Consider the following 17192-nt stretch of genomic DNA (forward strand, 5'->3'; position numbering starts at 1 on the left):
CGGCAGGGCAAATCTCTGCAGGTGCTACGGCGTTTTACTGGCAAGTCATGCACTGACAGGAGCATAGGCCATGGCAACGGAAGTGCTACCGGATCTGGGCACGCACTTTCACGAGCCGGTCTCCTGGCACGTCTGGGACGCGAAGTACCGTTATCGTGAAGGCAACGTCGTGCGCGATCAGACGATTGAGGACACCTGGCGGCGGGTGGCCCGGGCGCTGGCGGCTGCCGAACCGGAATCGGAGCGGGCGCGCTGGGCCGAACGCTTTTACCGGGTACTCTACGGATTCAAGTTTCTGCCGGGCGGGCGCATCCTGGCCGGTGCCGGCACGCGCCACCGCGTGACGCTCTTCAACTGCTTCGTGATGGGCATCATTGAGGACTCGCTCGACGGCATCTTCGATAGTCTCAAAGAAGGGGCGTTGACCATGCAGCAGGGCGGGGGCGTGGGCTACGACTTTTCGACGCTGCGGCCGGCCGGCACGCGGGCGCGCACGACGGGTACGATCGCCTCGGGGCCGGTTTCGTTTATGCACATCTGGGACGCCATGTGCGCCACGCTGCTTTCGACGGGCGCGCGGCGCGGCGCCATGATGGCCACGCTCCGGTGCGACCACCCCGACATCGAAACCTTCGTCACGGCCAAGCACCGGCCCGGCGTGCTCACGCACTTCAACCTGTCGGTGCAGGTCTTCGATGAGTTCATGGAGGCCGTGCGGCGCGACGCCGACTGGCCGCTGGTCTTTCCGGCCGCCGCGCTGGAGGACGAAGGCATGGGCGACGGGCCGATCGTGTACCGGCGCTGGACGGGCACCGACGGTCCTGTGCCCTGCCGCGTGCTCCGGGTGGTGAAGGCGCGGGCACTCTGGGAGCAGATCCTGCGCTCTACCTACGACTACGCCGAGCCCGGCGTGCTCTTCATCGACACGATCAACCGGATGAACAACCTCGCCTACCGCGAGCACATCACCGCGACGAACCCCTGTGTGACAGCAGACACGTGGATTCACACTTCTATGGGGCCACGTCGTGTGGCTGATTTGATAGGTCAACCATTTTTTGCCCGGGTCAACGGTCAGGATTACATGTGTCCTAAAGGATTTTTTGCCACAGGTGTTAAAAAAGTATATCGATTAGAAACACTGGAAGGTTATAATCTTCGCTTAACTGAAGATCATCCTGTACTTCGAGTTCGTAAGCGAACTCGCTGGAGTACTACAACAGAATGGATTCCTGTTAAATATCTCCAAATAGGAGATGGGGTTGTGTTAAATAATCATCGAGGATGTTTTGAATGGCCTGGGGAAGGTTCTGAAGAAGAAGGGTATTTACTTGGATTATTAGTAGGAGATGGAACACTTAAGAAAGACAAAGCTGTACTTTCAGTATGGACTAACAATGATTCGATAGAAAGTTTAAGTACAATGATGGCATATGCTGAATCAGCTGTTCGAAGTTTTCCTCACCGTAAAGATTTTCGTGGCTGGATAGCCATTCCAGAACGTGGCGAATATCGATTGGCAACTGCTTCATTGCGTTCTCTTGCTTATCGTTTTGGTCTTCGACCTGGCGCAAAGATAATAACTTCGAAAATAGAAAAAGCTTCTTCTGATTTTTACAAGGGATTTTTGCGTGGACTATTTGATGCAGATGGCAGTGTACAAGGATCGCATTTTAAAGGGATTAGTATTCGACTTGCGCAAAGTAATTTAGAAATTCTAAGAGCAGTACAACGTATGTTATTGCGTTTGGGGATTGTTGCTAAAATCTATTCTAACAGAAGGCCCTCTGGCAAATATTACTTACCAGATGGTAAAGGAGGAGTTCGACTATACCATTGTAGAGCACAATATGAATTAGTAATTTCAAAAGATAATTTGCAGATATTTGCAGAAAGAATAGGGTTTTCACATTATGAAAAGGCAAAAAAGCTAAAAGAAGCTTTGCAAAGCTATAAACGCTCACTGAACAAAGAAGTATTCATTGCCCGAATAGCCCGCGTCAAGTTTGAGGGTTATGAAACTGTATATGATGCATGTGTGCCTGGAATCAATGCTTTTGATGCAAATGGTTTTGTTGTGCATAACTGTGGCGAGCAGCCGCTGCCGCCCTACGGGGCCTGCGACCTGGGTTCGATCAACCTGACGCGCTTCGTGCGGGCGCCCTTTACGCCCGAAGCCGATCTCGACTGGGAGGGGATCCGGGAGACCGTCGCCGTAGCCGTGCGCATGCTCGACAACGTGATCGACGTGTCGGGCTTTCCGCTGCCGGCCCAGGCCGAGCAGGCCCGCGGCACCCGGCGTATCGGGCTGGGCATTACCGGACTGGCCGACGCGCTGATCATGCTGGGCCTGCACTATGCCTCGGAGGAGGCGCGCCAGCTGGCCGCCCGCGTCATGCAGACGATCTGCCACACGGCCTACCGGACGTCCATTGCACTGGCCCGCGAAAAAGGCGTCTTCCCCTTCTTCGAGCGGGAGCGTTATCTGGAAAGCCCCTTCATTCAGGCGCTCCCCGAAGACATTCGCAAAGGCATCGCCACCTACGGGATCCGGAACAGCCACCTGCTTTCGATCGCGCCCACAGGGACGATCAGCCTGCTGGCCAACAACGTGTCGAGCGGCATCGAGCCCGTCTTTGCCTATCGCTACACGCGCTACATTCTGGGACTTGATGGCGAGCGGCGGGCCTACACGCTCACCGACTACGCCCTGCGGTTGTGGCAACGGCTGCACGGCGACAGCGAGATGCTTCCCGAGGCGTTCGTCGATGCCCAGCACCTGGACCCCTACGATCACCTGAAGATGCAGGCAGCCCTGCAGCCCTACGTGGACGGGGCCATTTCAAAGACGGTGAACGTGCCGGCCGACACGCCCTTCAGTGCCTTCCGCCAGCTCTACGACTGGGCCTACGATCACGGCCTGAAAGGGTGCACCACGTACCGGCCCAGCCCGGTCCGGGGCGCCGTGCTGGAAGCCGTCACCGCCGGCGTGGCCGAAAGCACGCACTGCTGCAGCATCGAGCGCGAGGCCGACTGAACGTACGCAGGAAGCCCCTCGCCAGATGGCGAGAGGCCCGTTCCGCAGGCATGGGCACTGCTGCTGGAAGACGAGCGAGTACGGGAGGATACCGTCAGCTTTCAGGGAAGCCGGCCGGCTTCGGTTCCGAGTCGGTCCGGGCAAAGGTGAAGCGGGTGACGAGCTGGCGGAGGCTTTCCATACGCTCGGTCAATTGCTCCATGGCGGCGGCGATCGACGTGTTGCCGGCGGCCGCCTGTTCCGTGACCTGTGCGATGGCTTCGACATTTTCGCTGATGTGCTGGATGGTGGCCGCCTGCTCTTCGCCGCTTGTGGCCACCTGGGCAATCCGTTCCTGCACCTGGCGGGAGCGTGCGATGATTTCTTCCAGCAGCGTGCCCACCTGATCGACGCGTGCCCGGCCGGTATCTACTTCCTGGTTGACCCGGGCCATGGCGGTCACGGCGCGGGACGTATCGTGCCGGATGCGGGTGGTCATCTGTTCGATTTCTTTCGTGGCGGCCGCCGTGCGCTCGGCCAGTTTGCGTACTTCGTCGGCCACGACGGCAAAGCCGCGACCCTGCTCACCGGCCCGGGCCGCTTCGATGGCGGCGTTCAGCGCCAGCAGGTTCGTCTGATCGGCGATCTCGTCGATGATGCGGGCCATTTCGCCGATTTTCTGGCTGCTTTCGTCCAGCGCCTGAATGATGGCCGACGAGCGGGCTACCGCTTCGGCCACGTCGTTCATGCGGCCCACGGCGTCCCGGGCCACCTGGCCGCCTTCTTCTGCCTGTCGCAGGGACTGCTCGGCCAGTTCGGCCACGTGGCTCAGATTGCGGGTGGCCTCCGAGATCGTACGGGCCATTGCTTCGATGGCCTCGGCCACCTCGCCGGTTTGCCGGGTGAGCTGTTGCACCCCGGAGGCCAGTTCGCCGGAGTTCCGGTAGATTTCCCTGCTGGTGTCGGCCGTGGCCCGAATGACCGAGGCGACTTCCCGAAGGATGGCCTGCATGTTGGCCACGGCCCGGTTGAACCCGGTAAACAGGCGGCCGATGGCGTCGTCCTGCATGGCCGTGAGCGTGACGGTCAGATCGCCCTGCGAAAACCGCTCCATGGCTTCCAGAATCCGGAGTACGCTCTGCTCCAGATACTCCTGCTGCTGCTGGAGTTGCTCGCGGGCGCGGCGGTCGTGCTCGGCCGCCTCTTCGCGGGCCCGGCGTTTTTCTCGCTCAGCCTCGGCGGCATGGCGCATTTCGGCTTCGAGCCGCCGGTTGATGGCCTCCAGTTCGGCATTGATGGCTTCCTGGCGTTTGCGGCGACGACGTTCCCGATGGACGACCCCGACCACCGCACCCACCAGCGCCAGACCCACCAGCAATCGGAACCACCAGGTCGCCCAGAAAGGCGGCGTAATGACGATGTGCAGCGTGGCGGGACGGGTGCTCCAGACGCCGTCGTTGTTCGTGCCGCGTACGAGCAGGACGTACTCGCCCGGATCCAGGTTGCTGTAGGTGGCCGTTCGCTGTGTGCTTACCTCGTTCCAGTCCAGGTCGAAGCCTTCGAGCTTGTATGCGTAGCGGTTCTTCGAGGGCGCCGTAAAGTCCAGTGCTGCAAACTCGAACGTCAGCACGTTCTGCCAGTGGGCCAGCGTGAGCGTGCGGGTGACGCTGATGTGCGCCTTTAGCGGGCTGTCTTTGGTGCCGACGCGCACTGGCTGGTTGAAGAGCCGGAAGTCGGTCAACACCACGGGAGGTGGGGTCGTGTTGGGCTCGAAGCGATCCGGGTAGATGACGTTGAAGCCGTTGAAACCGCCGAAATAGAGGGATCCGTCCCGCGCCGTGTAGTCGGCAAAGCGATTGAACTCGTTGCCCTGCAGCCCGTCGGCTTTCGTGTACAGGGTGCAGGTTTTTTCCTGCACGTTGTAGCGGCAGAGGCCCCGGTTGGTGGCCACCCAGAGAAAGCCCTGGCGGTCGCGTGCCAGGCCCACGATCGTATTGCTGGGCAGGCCATCTTCGCGGAAGAAGCGCGTCACGGTGCCGGTCTGTCGATCGATCCGGTTGAGGCCGTACTGCGTGCCCACCCAGAGCGTGTGGGCATCGGCGACCAGGATCGAAAGCACGCTGTTGTTGCTCAGGCTGTTGGAACTGGAAGGATCGTGGCGGTAGTTGGTGAACGTCTCGGTGCGCGGGTCGAAGACAATCACGCCCGCGTCCTGCGTGGCCAGTACGAGGCGTCCCTCCGGGTCGTGCCCCATGCGAAGAATCTGATTGCTGCGCAGCGCACTGTTTTCCGGGGTGTAGACCTTGCGCTGACGGGTGTTCAGGTCGATCCGTACCAGGCCTCCGAGGAAGTTGGCCACCCAGAGCCGGTTCTGCGCATCCACCAGCGCATCGAACACATGGGGCGTGAGCAGCATGCCGTTCTGGTCATTGAAAAACTCCAGGAAGCGCCCCTGTCGGGGGCTGAAGCGGCCGATGCCGCCGGCCCAGCCGCCGACCCAGAGGTAGCCGTCCGCATCGGTGGCCATGGCGAAGACCGCATCGGTGCGGGCGTTGGTGTTGGCCATGCTGTAGCCGTAGAAGCGACCGGTGCGACGGTCGAAGCGATGGAAGCCGCCGCCGTCGGTGGCCACCCAGAGGTTGCCCTGCGGGTCTTCGTAGAAGCGGCTGACGGCGTTGGCGTTCAGGCTGTAGGGATCGCCGGGCACGCTGCGGTAATGTTCGATGGCCTGGCTGTTGCGCTTGAGCACGTTCAGGCCCCCGGCAAACGTGCCGAACCACAGGTTGCCGGTGCGGTCCTGATAGATGGCCCAGATCGATTCGTTGTTCAGGCTGTTCGGATCGGTGCGGCTGTGGCGATGGTGCCGGAACGTTTCGGTGCGGTAGTCGAACAGGTCCAGTCCGCCGTTTTCGGTGCCGACCCACAGGCGCCCTTCACGATCCACGTAGAGCACGCGCACCCGGTCGATGGCCAGGCTGCGCGGGTTGTGCGGATCGTGCCGGTAGCGTTTGAAGCCCTGCGCGATGTGGTCCAGATCGAGCCGGCCCAGGCCACCGCCGTCGGTCGATACCCAGAGATGGCCGTGCGCATCTTCCACCAGGTCGAAGAGCACGTTGTGCGGCAGGCTGCGTGGATCGCGGGGATCATGGCGGAAGTGCTCGAAGACGCCCGTGGCGGGATCGAAGCGGTCCAACCCCCCGGCCGTAGCCACCCAGAAGTTGCCCCGGCTGTCGATCAGCAACGCGCGCACGTCGGCGTGGCTCAGGCCGGTGGGACTTTCAGGATCGGCTGCGTAGTGCGCGAAGGCTTCACGCTTCGGATCGAAACGGTACAGTCCGTTCGTACTGGCTACCCAGAGGGAGCCCCGCGCATCTTCGATCAGGTCCTGTACGGCACCGCCCTGAAAGCCCGTGCCGTCGCCGGCCCGGTAGTTACGAAAAGCGTCCTGCGCTGGCAGGTAGCGGCTGAGGCCGGCGTCGGTCCCTACCCACAGGGTACCGCGGCGATCGACATACAGGCAGCGGATGTAGCTGTTGGCGATGCTGGTCGAATCGCGCGGATCGTGCTCGTAGAGTGTGAAGCGATAGCCGTCGTAGCGGTTGAGTCCGCCGGCCGTCCCGATCCAGAGAAAGCCCGGCGAATCCTGCGTGATGGCCGTTACCCACGAACGCGAAAGCCCGTCGTCGCTGGTCAGATGCGTAAACCGAAGCCGTTGCGCCAGCACCGGGGTGCTCAGGACGCCGGCCAGTAGCACGATTGCTGCAATTCTACGACCCATTGAACGCATGCATTCAGGACACTGGAAGGATTCAAGTACGCAAGCCTACGGATCTACTATCGACTAAAAAATGCAGACATTTAGCGCATTTAGCGTAATGTTCAATCATGAGAGAAAATTAAATCGATTCAATTTGTGACTTTACTTTCAAAGCAGAGCATTAACCACGGCGTCTTGCATTTGAAAAGCATACTGGTTAAATATTTGTGAAGCAAAACGCAAGACAACGAGCCATGCGACGCTACGGAATTGTCTGGGCACTGCTGCTGGCGTTGAGCGCGTCGGCGGCAGCAGGTCAGGATCTGGCCGCCTACAAGCAGGAGGCGCTGCAGGAAACGGAGCAGCTCCGAGAAACACTCCGGCACCTGGCACAGGAACTCTGGCGCTATGCCGAGACGGCGCTTCAGGAGCAGCGCTCGGCCGCCTTGCTGGCCGATGCGCTGGAGGCCGAAGGCTTTCGGGTGCAGCGGGGCGTGGCCGGCATGCCGACGGCCTTCATCGCCGAGTGGGGGAGCGGTCGGCCCATCATCGGCATTCTGGCGGAGTACGACGCACTGCCCGGGGTGGGGAATGCGCCCGTCCCGGAACGCCATCCCAGAGAGGATGAGGTCAGCAGCGGACACGGCTGCGGGCACAACCTGTTCGGGGCCGCTTCCACCGTGGGAGCGATCGTGCTGAAGCGCATGATGGAGCGTCACCGGATCCCCGGCACGGTCCGACTCTACGGGACGCCCGCCGAAGAGACGGTGGTGGGCAAGGTGTACATGGCGCGTGCGGGCGTTTTCGATGATCTGGACGCGGCCATCGAGTGGCACCCGGGCACGGAGACGGCCGTGCGCAACCAGCCGGGGCGGGCCATGAACAACTTCATCGTGCGGTTCTACGGGCAGGCGGCCCACGCCTCGGCCGACCCCTGGAACGGCCGCAGCGCCCTCGACGCCGTCGAGCTGATGAACCACGCGGCCAACATGATGCGGGAGCACGTGCACCCCACCGCCCGGATCCACTACGTGATCACCGATGGCGGCGAGGCCCCCAACGTGGTGCCGGAACGCGCCGAGGTCTGGTATTATGTGCGCGACATCAACCGGGAGCGCGTCGAGTTCATGTACGAATGGCTGAAAAAGATCGCCGAAGGGGCGGCCCTGATGACGCGTACGGAGTACGAGATCGAGTTCATTACCGGCGTGCATGAAGTGCTGCTGAACCGGCCGCTGCAGGAAGCGGTGCAGGCCAACCTGGAGCTGGTGGGGCCGCCGCAGTTCGACGCGCAGGAGCAGCAGTTCGCCCGCCGTCTGCAGGAATTCCTGAAGATCGAACCGGTCGGGCTGGATACGACGATCAAGCCCCTGCCGGAAGGGCCGGAGCCGCCCAGCGGGGGATCGACCGATGTGGCCGAAGTGAGCTGGATCACGCCGACGGTGGGCTTTACGGTGGCGACGGCGGCCAAGGATGTGCCCTGGCATAGCTGGGCCACGACGGCCTGCCACGGTACGTCCATCGGCTACAAAGGGGCTGAGGTAGCCGCCAGGGTCATTGCGACGACCGGCCTGGACATGCTGCTGCGCCCCGAGCTGCTGGAAGCCGCCCGGGAGGAGTTTCTTCGCCTGACCGGCGGCAAGCCCTATCAATCGCCGCTGCCGCTCGATCAGCCGCCGCCTCTGCCGTCCCGCACCGACCGTTAATGATTAGCGGGCGGTCGCGTAACATGCGGTCGAGGAAGTCCACGGTGGCGTGGTAGGCGCGCAGCCAGCAAAAAGCGGGCAGCACGAGCAGTCGACATGCACGCCGCGCGCGCGTAGCCACTGGGCCTGAAAGGGGCGCCGAAAGCGAAGGCGGAGGACATACCGCATGATCAATGCGTGGCCATACGATTGCTCGGGTAGCATGGGCATGTGTGCTGTAACCCCTTTCTTTTCCGGGCTGAAAGCGCGGGCGGCGCGCCTCTCCTATCGGACAAACGGCAACGTTTCTACCCCGTAGGGACAGACCGCTGCGTCCGCCCTGTCGTGTCCGCGCGTCGGTATCAGCGCATTGAAAGATCAGCTTCGCACCAGCACGGCCGCAAAGAAGCCGTCGGTGCCGTGCGTGGCGGGTTCGATGCGCAGAAAGGCGTCGGTCTGATGGGGAAGCGCGATGCCCTGACGGGCCAGCACTTCGGCAGCCGGAATCAGCGTAAACTCCGGATGCGCATTCAAAAAGGTGTGGATCTGCTGTTCATTCTCGGCCGGGAGCAGCGAGCAGGTGGCGTAGACGAGCCGCCCACCCGGCCGTACAAGTGGCGCGTAGGCTTCCAGGATCTGCCGCTGCTGCTCGACGAGGGCGGTCACCCGCTCCGGAGTGATCTTCCAGGCGGCGTCCGGGTTGCGTCGGAGCACGCCCGTGCCGCTGCAGGGCGCATCGACCAGTACGGCGTCCGCTTTGCCGTACAGGCGGCGTACGATGGAAGCCCGGTTGTGCGGCAGCACGTGCAGGCGGATGTTGTGTACGTCGGCACGACGGGCCCGGGGACGCAATTCCCGTAGCCGGGCTTCATGAATGTCGAAGGCGTACAGGCGTCCCTTCCCCTCCATGAGCGCGGCCAGATGCAGCGTCTTGCCGCCACCACCCGCACAGCCGTCCACCACCACCTGACCGGGACGCGCCTCGGTAAGCAGGCTGATGAGCTGGCTGCCTTCGTCCTGCACCTCGAACAAACCTTCCTGGAAGGCGCGGGTGCGAAAGATGAAGGCTTTTTCTTCGAGAATGAGCCCCACCGGGCTGTAGGGCGTCGGGCGGCTCGGGAAGCCTTCCTCCAGGAGCCGCTGCTGCACCGTTCCACGGTCGGCTTTGAGTGTGTTGACGCGGACGGTCAGCGGGGCCGGTGCTTTCAGCGCGGCGCAGCGTGCTTCGACGGTTTCGCGGGGCAATACTTCCAGCCAGGCCGCCACCAGCCAGTCGGGCAGACTGTACAGGATCCCGAGGGCGGCGGGATCGTCCGGTAAGTCCGGCTCCCGGAAGCGCCGGGCGGCGGCTTCAAGCGCCCCGCCCTCTCCGGGAGGCACGGGCAGGTCCAGCTTCGCCTCGCCGAAGCCGAACACTTCCAGGTAGAGCAGGGTCAGGAAACGCAGATCGTCGGCCCGGCGCCGGGCCGCATGGGCCAGTCGACGATAATGCCGGAGCATGCCGTAGACGGTCTCGGCCACAAACGCGCGGTCGCGCTTGCCCATCCTCCGGTGCTTCCGGAAGAACTGTTGCAGCACGGTGTCGGCCGGCAGGGGGGAACGGAAAATTTCCCGCAGGACGGTCGCCACCGCCTCGATCCACACCGGATAGACGCGCAGTGTGACGGTTTCGGTCGCCATAGCGTCAGCTCCTACACCCTCAGTCTTCCAGAGACGCCACGTTCGTGCAATGGTTCGCCGAGGGTCCGCGCCGGAGCGTGATCACGGTGACCTCCGGCCAGGCGCCCAGCCGAAGCGGCAGCCCCCAGTAGTTCGACCCGGGATGTACGTAGAGCACGGCATCCCGGTAGCGGTAGCAGCCCATGGCGAAGCGCACGAACGGCGAGGCCAGGCACCAGCGCAGCGCCGGGATGGAGACCTGGCCGTGGTGGGTGTGGCCGCTGAGCGTCAGCGCCACGCCGCGGCGGGCCAGCTCGGGCCAGAGGGCCGGATTGTGGGCCAGCGCCACCACGAAGGCGCCATCCGGCACGTGTTGTAGCGCACGTGCTACGTCGGGCACAGCTTCGGCACCGCCACCGTAGGGCCAGAACGAACCGGCCGGGTCGCCCAGACCCACCACCCAGAAACGGGCGCCCCGGTACGAGACCGCGCGTGCTTCGTTGACGGGCACGATAAAGCCGGCCGATTCCAGGGTGTGCCGCACTGCATGCCAGCCCGCGAAGATGTCGTGGTTGCCGGCGATGGCCCAGACGCCCAGCGGCGCCCGCAGCGAACCGAACGCGTCCACAAACAGACGAGCGTCAGCCGCATAGTCGTCCACCTGGTCCCCGGTGAAGACGATCAGGTCGGGCGCAGCCGCTTCGACCGCCTGCGCGATGCGACGCAGCAGCCAACGTGAGGTATGCGGTCCGATGTGCAGGTCGCTGAGCTGGACGATGCGCAGCCCGTCGAGTGCTGGCGGTAGTGTGGGAAAGCGGAACGTCCGGTGGTGCACCACCAGCCGGTAGGTGCCCGCATAGCCCGCCAGCACCACCAGCAGGTAGAGTCCCGCCATGACAGCCAGTGCGTAGCGTGCCCCTACCAGGCCTGCGCTGAACGGCAGCCCCGCCAGCCAGCCCAGCACGGTTGCAGTGCTCAGCAGCGGCAGGGCCAGCTGCACGTACCAGAACGGCCGGAATACCCAGCGCCGAACGGTCGCCGACGGGTAGAACCTCCCCTGAAATGCCCGGAGCAGCACGAAGGCTGGTCCGATGCCCAGTAGCCAGAGCACCGCCGCGCCCACAAGTCCCGGCCAGCCGTAGCCGGCCAGAAAGAGCGCCAGCACGCCCGCGTGCGCCGTCGTCCAGAGAACCACGCCACGGGCCAGCCGCCGGAGCGCGGCGGCCGGTGGATGAGGCGGGGCGGAAGCGCCCGGGCGTGAAGCAGATACGGCGGATTCCTGCATGGCGCCCCTGAGACGGCAGCGTCGGGTCCCGGTTCCGGTAAATGCCGGTGAATCAATTGCCGGAAATACATTGATTGGCGTATTATGCGCCACCGCTGGCATGGCACGGGTGAGTTATGAAGACGCGCACGCTGCGTTCGGATCTGCTGATTCTGCTGGCGACGGCCATCTGGGGCTTTGCGTTTGTGGCGCAGCGCGTGGGCATGGAGCACATGGGACCGTTCTGGTTCAATGCGCTGCGCTTCGCGATGGGCAGCCTCGTGCTGGTACCGCTGCTCGGGCGGCGCGAGCCGTCCGACGTGCCGCCCGCCGTGCAGCTCCGCGTGGGACTACTGGCCGGATTGATCCTGTTTCTCGGTGCTTCCGCACAGCAGATCGGACTGGTTTACACTACGGCCGGCAAGGCTGGCTTCATCACGGGACTCTACGTCATCTTCGTGCCGCTGCTGGGTGTCTTCTGGCGGCAACACACCTATGCGGACGCCTGGCTGGGGGCGGTGTTGGCCGTCGCCGGCATGTACCTGCTGAGCGTAGCCGAAACGCTCACGATCAATCCCGGGGACGTGCTCGTGCTGGCCAGCGCCGTCTGCTGGGCCTTTCATATTCACCTGATCGACCGCTACGCGCACCGCATGTCGCCCTTCCGGCTGGCCTTCACGCAGTTTGTCGCATGTGCCGTCCTGAGCGGCCTGACGGCCGCGCTGGTGGAAACGCCCGTGCTGCCGACCGCTCGCGAGGCCTGGGGCGCGTTGCTCTATGCGGGTTTTCTGTCGGTGGGGATCGGCTACACGCTGCAGGTGGTGGCGCAGCGGGAGGCTCATCCCACGCATGCCGCCATTCTGTTCAGCTTAGAGGCCGTCTTTGCGGCACTGGGGGGCTGGTGGCTGCTGGACGAGACGCTCTCGACGCGCCAGCTTCTCGGCTGTGGGCTGATGCTGGGCGGCATGCTGCTCTCGCAACTTCGTCCCTTCACACGCCGAGCGACCGTTTCCCTTTCATGAAGGGTTTAATTAAGGCACGAAATGTACGATATTTAGGAGAGATGTCTTTCAACGTGTGGGGGTTACCATGCGTCCCGGCGATATTGGCTGGATGCCCCGGGTGGCGGAAGTGGCGGCCGATCGGGAGCAGTACCGGGAAGAGGAAGAACCGACGCACCGTCGGCGTCGGAAGAAGACGCGTGAGGAGACGCCGGATGCGTCCGGTGCACCTTCCGTCGGCGATACCGGCCGTCACATCGATCTCCGGGCATAATCGGCGTGCGATTGCCACGGATCCGGAAAACGAAAGCGCAGCAGCCGCTTGCGTTCTCCTGAGCGCAGGCTGAGTCCTTTCGTCTGCAACGAGTCGAGCCAGGCCGGTGGTCGAAGCGGACGACAGGCCAGGTTGCGGAAATGTGGCCGAAGGCCGGGTGCCGGACGGAAGGTGCGCATTTTCGGTCGGAAACGAGGGTCCGGCGGAAGAATCATCGCCCGGTCTACCAGAGGCGTCGCCAGTACCTGTCCGGGCGGGCAGGGACAGGCCCGATCGAGGAGCCCTTCAAACCCGAAGATACGCGGCGCGTCCTGCGCCAGCGCGTCGACCATCGAAAGCAGCCCCAGCAGGAGCACGGAGCAGACCGATCGCATGATCTGTACACGGCGATTCTTGAGGCACCATGTGCTAACGGTCGGTGACTGTCGATTCGTATGCATCTTGTCGGCGTCGGGGCACTTCAGGCGCTGAGGGATAGGGCAAAGGCCAGGGGCCGAAAAGTTTGGCGGCGGGCTACGGGCGCAGGACCGTTCGGAACCGTGGGCCACCAGATGCGGCGGAGGTTCGCGCTGTCGTGCTCGGAGCATAGCAGTCACTGGCTCATCATGCTTCGGATAATCCCCTGTAGCAAAGGCCTTGACAGAAAAAGAGCGATCGCTTACCTTTAGTAAAACGGTTCGATAAGCGCTGGACAACATGAGAAGCGCTCGGAGTACGATTCGGGATGTGGCCCGGGCGGCCGGTGTGTCGATTTCGACCGTCTCGCTGGTGCTCAACAACAAGGGCAACGTCAGCGAGGCGACGCGTCGGCGTGTGCTGAAAGTCGCCCGGGAGCTGGGCTATGTACCCTCACGCGCGGCGCGCGACCTGTCGCTGCAGCGCACCGGCAACGTGGGCTTCGTGCTTCGCGAAGATCACTTCACTCGCAGTGAACCGTTTTACACCTACATTTTCCTCGGGACCGAATTCGAGGCGCGGCTGCACAACCTCTACGTGCTATTGACCACCATTCCGCGGGATTATCGCAAGGGCGAACATACGCCACGTTTTCTGCGGGAGCGAAGCGTCGACGGTCTGCTGATCGCGGGCAAGGTCAGCGAGGCGTTTCTGGAGGAAGTGCGGGCGATGAAGCTGCCCACCGTGCTGATCGATTATGAGTCGGAAGGTTTTCCGGCGGTGGTGATCGACAACCAGGGAGGCGCCCGCATGGCCGTCGAGCACCTGATCCAGCAGGGGCACCGGCGCATTGCCTTTGTCGGTGCCGACATCCGGCATCCGAGCATCGCCAACCGGCTGGAAGGCTACCGGATTGCGCTGGCGCGGGCCGGGCTGCCGATGGATCCGGCGCTGGTGCTGGTTGTTGAGGAAGCCGAGCCCACGCGGGCGACGGGCCAACGGCTGGGCGCACAACTGCTGGCGCTGCCGGAGCGTCCCACGGCCGCCTTTTGCGCCAACGACGCGCTGGCGCTGGGCGTGATGGAAACGCTGCTGCAGGCGGGACTCCGGGTGCCCGACGATGTGGCCCTGGTGGGTTTCGACGACGTGCAGGGGGCCGCCCAGGCACCGGTGCCGCTTACCAGCGTGCGTGTCTTCAAGGAACAGATGGGCGAACTGGCCATGCGCCACCTGGCCGAACGGATCGGACCGGAGCAGACCCGCCGTCCTTACGCCCGCGGCCAGCACACGATCGTGGCTCCCACCGAGCTGATCGTGCGCGCTTCGTCGGTAAAAAATGCATGAGCCGGTAGCAGATTTTTTATGCCGGAGAATTAAACCGCTTTACTATAATTCGATTTCAGAAACCGCTTCGTGCATGAAAAGGCCATGTAAAAAAACGATAACCTTCACCAACGGAGCACGGCGATGAAGACGATGCTACGACACACGGGTCGGATCGGGCGGGCGCTCTGGCTCGGCCTGATCCTGACAATCGGCGGCTGGAGCATGGCCGCGCAGGCGCAGCAGACGCTGCTGGATCTGCTGACGGCCGATTCGCCCATGAATCTGCTTTCGGACGGTGGGTTTGAGTCTGGGATACCGAGTTACTGGGAGCCGGTGGGCGATGGGGCGGCGTGGACGCGGGAGCGGTCGCGCACGCCGGAGTGGAGTTTGAAGCTCAGCGGGACGGGGGCGTCGTCGTGGGTGCAGTCGGAGGCGATTCGGAACTGGACGCCTCGGATTCCGGGGAATCTGGAGCTGGTTGTTGGGGGCTGGGTGTGGACCGAGGGGGTGAACACGAACCCGCAGACGGACGAGGAGAAGTTTCAGCTGGTCTTTACGTTTTACAACATAGGACTTACGCAGTTGACCGTGATGATGTAACTTTGGGAGGCACACTGGGACAACGCTTTAGTCTGGGAGGCCAACCGTGAACGCGTCGAAAGTGGATGAGTTAGATTACATTCATTTCTTGGTTGCGGCCCAACGGGTCTTCACCACCACCGAAGCGGCTCGGATTCGGGCAGGGGAGCTCAACGCCCCGGCGCATGATGCCTATACGCGTCTGCTGAAGCGGATTCCGCCCGATACGGAAGCCCTGTGGCAGGAGGTGGCCCCCTTTGTCCGGCCAGACCGTGGGGTGTTGGTGGTGGACGATACCACGCTGGACAAGCCCCATGCTCGGAAGATGGCATGGGTGACACGCCATTGGTCGGGCAAGCACAAGCGGGTGGTCCAGGGCATCAACCTGATCTCGCTGTTGTGGACCGAAGGCCAAGCACGCCTGCCTTGCGATTTTCGCCTTTACAACCGGGCAGAAGACGGCCTGACCAAGAATGACCACTTTCGAGCCCTGCTGCAAACGGCCCATGCGCGTGGCTTTCAGCCCCGGTTGGTTGTCTTTGACAGTTGGTATGCCAGTCTGGCCAACTTGAAGTATGTGCGCCAGCTGGGATGGGAATGGTTCACGCGTTTGAAAGCCAACCGGTTGGTTTCGGTAGAGGGCGAGCGCCGGAATCGTCCGGTATCGAGTTGGCCGATCCCTGCTGAAGGTTGTGTGATGCATCTGAAAGGGTACGGCTGGGTGAAGGTGTTCAAGACGGTGACCCCAGACGGTCGCGAGGAATACCGGGCCAGCAGCCGCCTGGATATGACCCTGGAAGAAACCGCCGCGTATGGCCGGCATGCCTGGCAAATCGAGGTGTATCATCAGGGTCTGAAGCAGTTCACAGGGATCGAACGGGGGCAATTTCGTGTGGCTGAAGCCCAGCGCAACCACATTGGTTTGGCCATTCGAGCCTTTTTGCGCTTGGAAGTGGCCCGTTTGCAGCGTGGTATCAGCTGGTTTGAGGCCAAACAGGCCATCCTTCGGGAGGCTATCCGTCATTACTTGGCCTCTCCCTCCCTGATCCTTCATTCAACTGCGTAACTCCTAACAACAGTGCGGGGCAGGATTTGCTGGGCGGTCCGCTGGTGATCGATGTGCCGCAGGATCAGCCGTCGACAGGCGGATGGGTTCGGATCGACAACACGTCGCTGGGTTCGTTGATTTTGCCGGAGGATGCGACGAGCGTGCGGATCGAGTTTCGGAAGGGTTCGCAGGCGACGGGTACGGTGTATCTGGACGATGTGTTTGTGCGGAAGGCGGATCCGAGTGCGGAAGGTTGGGAGGGGGACTTTTTCAATGCGAACGTGGATGTGAGTGGAGGTTGGTATTACTGGTGGCCGGATTTTCCGCGGGGATTGGATGGATGGCCGGCCAGTCAGGAGTTTGCGGTGACGGTGACGGAGGCAGATGCGCACCGTGGGCGTCGGTCGCTGCGGATCGAGGATTTGCAGGGGACGTCGCAGTACGAGGCGGTGGCGATCAGCGAGCGGGTGCCGGTGGTGGCGGGTGAGCCGGTGTTGGTGAGTTTCTGGGTGCGGTACGAGGGGGTGGCAAGTCCGGAGACGATTGGAGAGGGGAACAACAACATTGGGTTGACGGCGCTGTGGTACAATCAGATGGAGAGTGGCGCGGCGGGCTGGGGGGAGATTGGGGGAGTGGATATACGGCTCAACGGGGAGTACAACGAGCAGGTGATACCGTTGGCGGAGCGGGTGGATTCGACGGGATGGCGTCAGTATGCGTTTGTGGTGTATCCGAAGGAGGGGGCGGTGGGGATGGAGTTGCGTTTGCGTTACTGGCATGAGTTCACCGGCACCACCTACTGGGATGATGTCAGCATCGTGCGCATTGGTGGCAGTGCGCTACTGCCCACCGGTGTCAGCGAGGAAAGCTCGGTCGAGCAGCCGCAGCGCTTCCTGCTCCATGCAAACTACCCGAACCCGTTCCGTCGCAGCACGACGCTGTCGTTCTCGTTGCCTGAGCCCACGCGGGTTACGCTGGCGGTGTACAACCTGCTGGGCCAGGAAGTGGTCACGTTGATCCGGGACGAACTACTTCCGGCCGGCACGCACCGGGTGGTGTTCGACGCGCGCGACCTTCCGGCCGGTCTCTATCTGTACCAGCTTCGGGCCGGTCGGTATGTCGAGACCCGCAAGATGCTGCTGGTGAAGTAGTCCGGCTGCAGGCCGGGAGCCGTCTGTCGGGCGGCT

12 protein-coding genes are annotated in these 17192 nt (G+C 62.8%); 8 read left to right on the top strand and 4 right to left on the bottom strand.

Annotated elements, in window-relative coordinates; translation table 11 throughout:
• Positions 1-70 precede the first annotated feature (70 nt).
• Positions 71-3037, top strand: coding sequence for an LAGLIDADG family homing endonuclease (locus GYH26_RS01765; RefSeq protein WP_161540240.1), 2967 nt, complete (start codon positions 71-73; stop codon positions 3035-3037).
• Positions 3038-3131: 94 nt separating this feature from the next.
• On the opposite strand, the gene GYH26_RS01770 is transcribed toward GYH26_RS01765, so the two are convergent.
• Positions 3132-6794, bottom strand: a complete 3663-nt coding sequence (locus GYH26_RS01770) for a two-component regulator propeller domain-containing protein (RefSeq protein WP_242006541.1) — start codon at positions 6792-6794, stop codon at positions 3132-3134.
• Positions 6795-7027: 233 nt separating this feature from the next.
• Between GYH26_RS01770 and GYH26_RS01775 the strand changes: the two genes are divergently transcribed.
• Complete coding sequence (locus GYH26_RS01775) at positions 7028-8479, top strand: amidohydrolase (protein WP_161540242.1); 1452 nt, start codon at positions 7028-7030, stop codon at positions 8477-8479.
• 357 nt (positions 8480-8836) lie between these two features.
• On the opposite strand, the gene GYH26_RS01780 is transcribed toward GYH26_RS01775, so the two are convergent.
• Both GYH26_RS01780 and GYH26_RS01785 read right to left on the bottom strand, forming a co-directional pair.
• Entirely contained in the window at positions 8837-10138 is a 1302-nt protein-coding gene (locus GYH26_RS01780; protein WP_161540243.1) for an RsmB/NOP family class I SAM-dependent RNA methyltransferase, read from the bottom strand.
• A gap of 19 nt (positions 10139-10157) precedes the next feature.
• Entirely contained in the window at positions 10158-11402 is a 1245-nt protein-coding gene (locus GYH26_RS01785) for a metallophosphoesterase (RefSeq protein WP_161540244.1), read from the bottom strand.
• Positions 11403-11518: 116 nt separating this feature from the next.
• Between GYH26_RS01785 and GYH26_RS01790 the strand changes: the two genes are divergently transcribed.
• Together GYH26_RS01790 and GYH26_RS01795 are read left to right on the top strand one after the other, a co-directional pair.
• On the top strand, positions 11519-12403 hold the full coding sequence (locus GYH26_RS01790) for a DMT family transporter (protein WP_161540245.1): 885 nt from the start codon (positions 11519-11521) through the stop codon (positions 12401-12403).
• A gap of 67 nt (positions 12404-12470) precedes the next feature.
• On the top strand, positions 12471-12656 hold the full coding sequence (locus tag GYH26_RS01795; protein WP_161540246.1) for a hypothetical protein: 186 nt from the start codon (positions 12471-12473) through the stop codon (positions 12654-12656).
• Here the strand turns inward: GYH26_RS01795 and GYH26_RS01800 are convergent.
• Positions 12635-13030 carry a hypothetical protein gene (locus tag GYH26_RS01800; protein WP_161540247.1) on the bottom strand — a complete coding sequence of 132 codons (396 nt, stop codon included), beginning with the start codon at positions 13028-13030 and terminating at the stop codon, positions 12635-12637. The two genes, GYH26_RS01795 and GYH26_RS01800, sit on opposite strands and share 22 nt — an antisense overlap.
• A gap of 322 nt (positions 13031-13352) precedes the next feature.
• On the opposite strand from GYH26_RS01800, the gene GYH26_RS01805 reads away from it, so the two are divergent.
• From GYH26_RS01805 to GYH26_RS15135, 4 genes are all read left to right on the top strand, one after another.
• The gene (locus GYH26_RS01805) at positions 13353-14396 is read left to right on the top strand and encodes a LacI family DNA-binding transcriptional regulator (RefSeq protein ID WP_161540248.1); all 1044 of its coding nucleotides are present in this window, start codon (positions 13353-13355) and stop codon (positions 14394-14396) included.
• 123 nt (positions 14397-14519) lie between these two features.
• Positions 14520-14978, top strand: a complete 459-nt coding sequence (locus GYH26_RS01810; protein ID WP_161540249.1) for a hypothetical protein — start codon at positions 14520-14522, stop codon at positions 14976-14978.
• Positions 14979-15024: 46 nt separating this feature from the next.
• Positions 15025-16023: an IS701 family transposase gene (locus GYH26_RS01815; RefSeq protein ID WP_161540220.1), complete on the top strand. Its 999-nt coding sequence runs from the start codon at positions 15025-15027 to the stop codon at positions 16021-16023.
• Between the two features lie 26 nt (positions 16024-16049).
• Complete coding sequence (locus GYH26_RS15135) at positions 16050-17156, top strand: T9SS type A sorting domain-containing protein (protein ID WP_242006544.1); 1107 nt, start codon at positions 16050-16052, stop codon at positions 17154-17156.
• The last annotated feature ends 36 nt before the right edge of the window (positions 17157-17192 follow it).

It is taken from the genome of Rhodothermus marinus (assembly GCF_009936275.1).
GTDB lineage: Bacteria > Bacteroidota > Rhodothermia > Rhodothermales > Rhodothermaceae > Rhodothermus > Rhodothermus marinus_A.

Bases quoted from the DNA above. Each gene is read 5' to 3' on its own strand.
- GYH26_RS01810 (WP_161540249.1), top strand. From the start codon at position 14,520: ATGAAGACGATGCTACGACACACGGGTCGGATCGGGCGGGCGCTCTGG.
- GYH26_RS01790 (WP_161540245.1), top strand. From the start codon at position 11,519: ATGAAGACGCGCACGCTGCGTTCGGATCTGCTGATTCTGCTGGCGACG.
- GYH26_RS01770 (WP_242006541.1), bottom strand. From the start codon at position 6,794: ATGGGTCGTAGAATTGCAGCAATCGTGCTACTGGCCGGCGTCCTGAGC.
- GYH26_RS01795 (WP_161540246.1), top strand. From the start codon at position 12,471: ATGCGTCCCGGCGATATTGGCTGGATGCCCCGGGTGGCGGAAGTGGCG.
- GYH26_RS01805 (WP_161540248.1), top strand. From the start codon at position 13,353: ATGAGAAGCGCTCGGAGTACGATTCGGGATGTGGCCCGGGCGGCCGGT.
- GYH26_RS01800 (WP_161540247.1), bottom strand. From the start codon at position 13,030: ATGCGATCGGTCTGCTCCGTGCTCCTGCTGGGGCTGCTTTCGATGGTC.
- GYH26_RS01780 (WP_161540243.1), bottom strand. From the start codon at position 10,138: ATGGCGACCGAAACCGTCACACTGCGCGTCTATCCGGTGTGGATCGAG.
- GYH26_RS01775 (WP_161540242.1), top strand. From the start codon at position 7,028: ATGCGACGCTACGGAATTGTCTGGGCACTGCTGCTGGCGTTGAGCGCG.
- GYH26_RS01765 (WP_161540240.1), top strand. From the start codon at position 71: ATGGCAACGGAAGTGCTACCGGATCTGGGCACGCACTTTCACGAGCCG.
- GYH26_RS01785 (WP_161540244.1), bottom strand. From the start codon at position 11,402: ATGCAGGAATCCGCCGTATCTGCTTCACGCCCGGGCGCTTCCGCCCCG.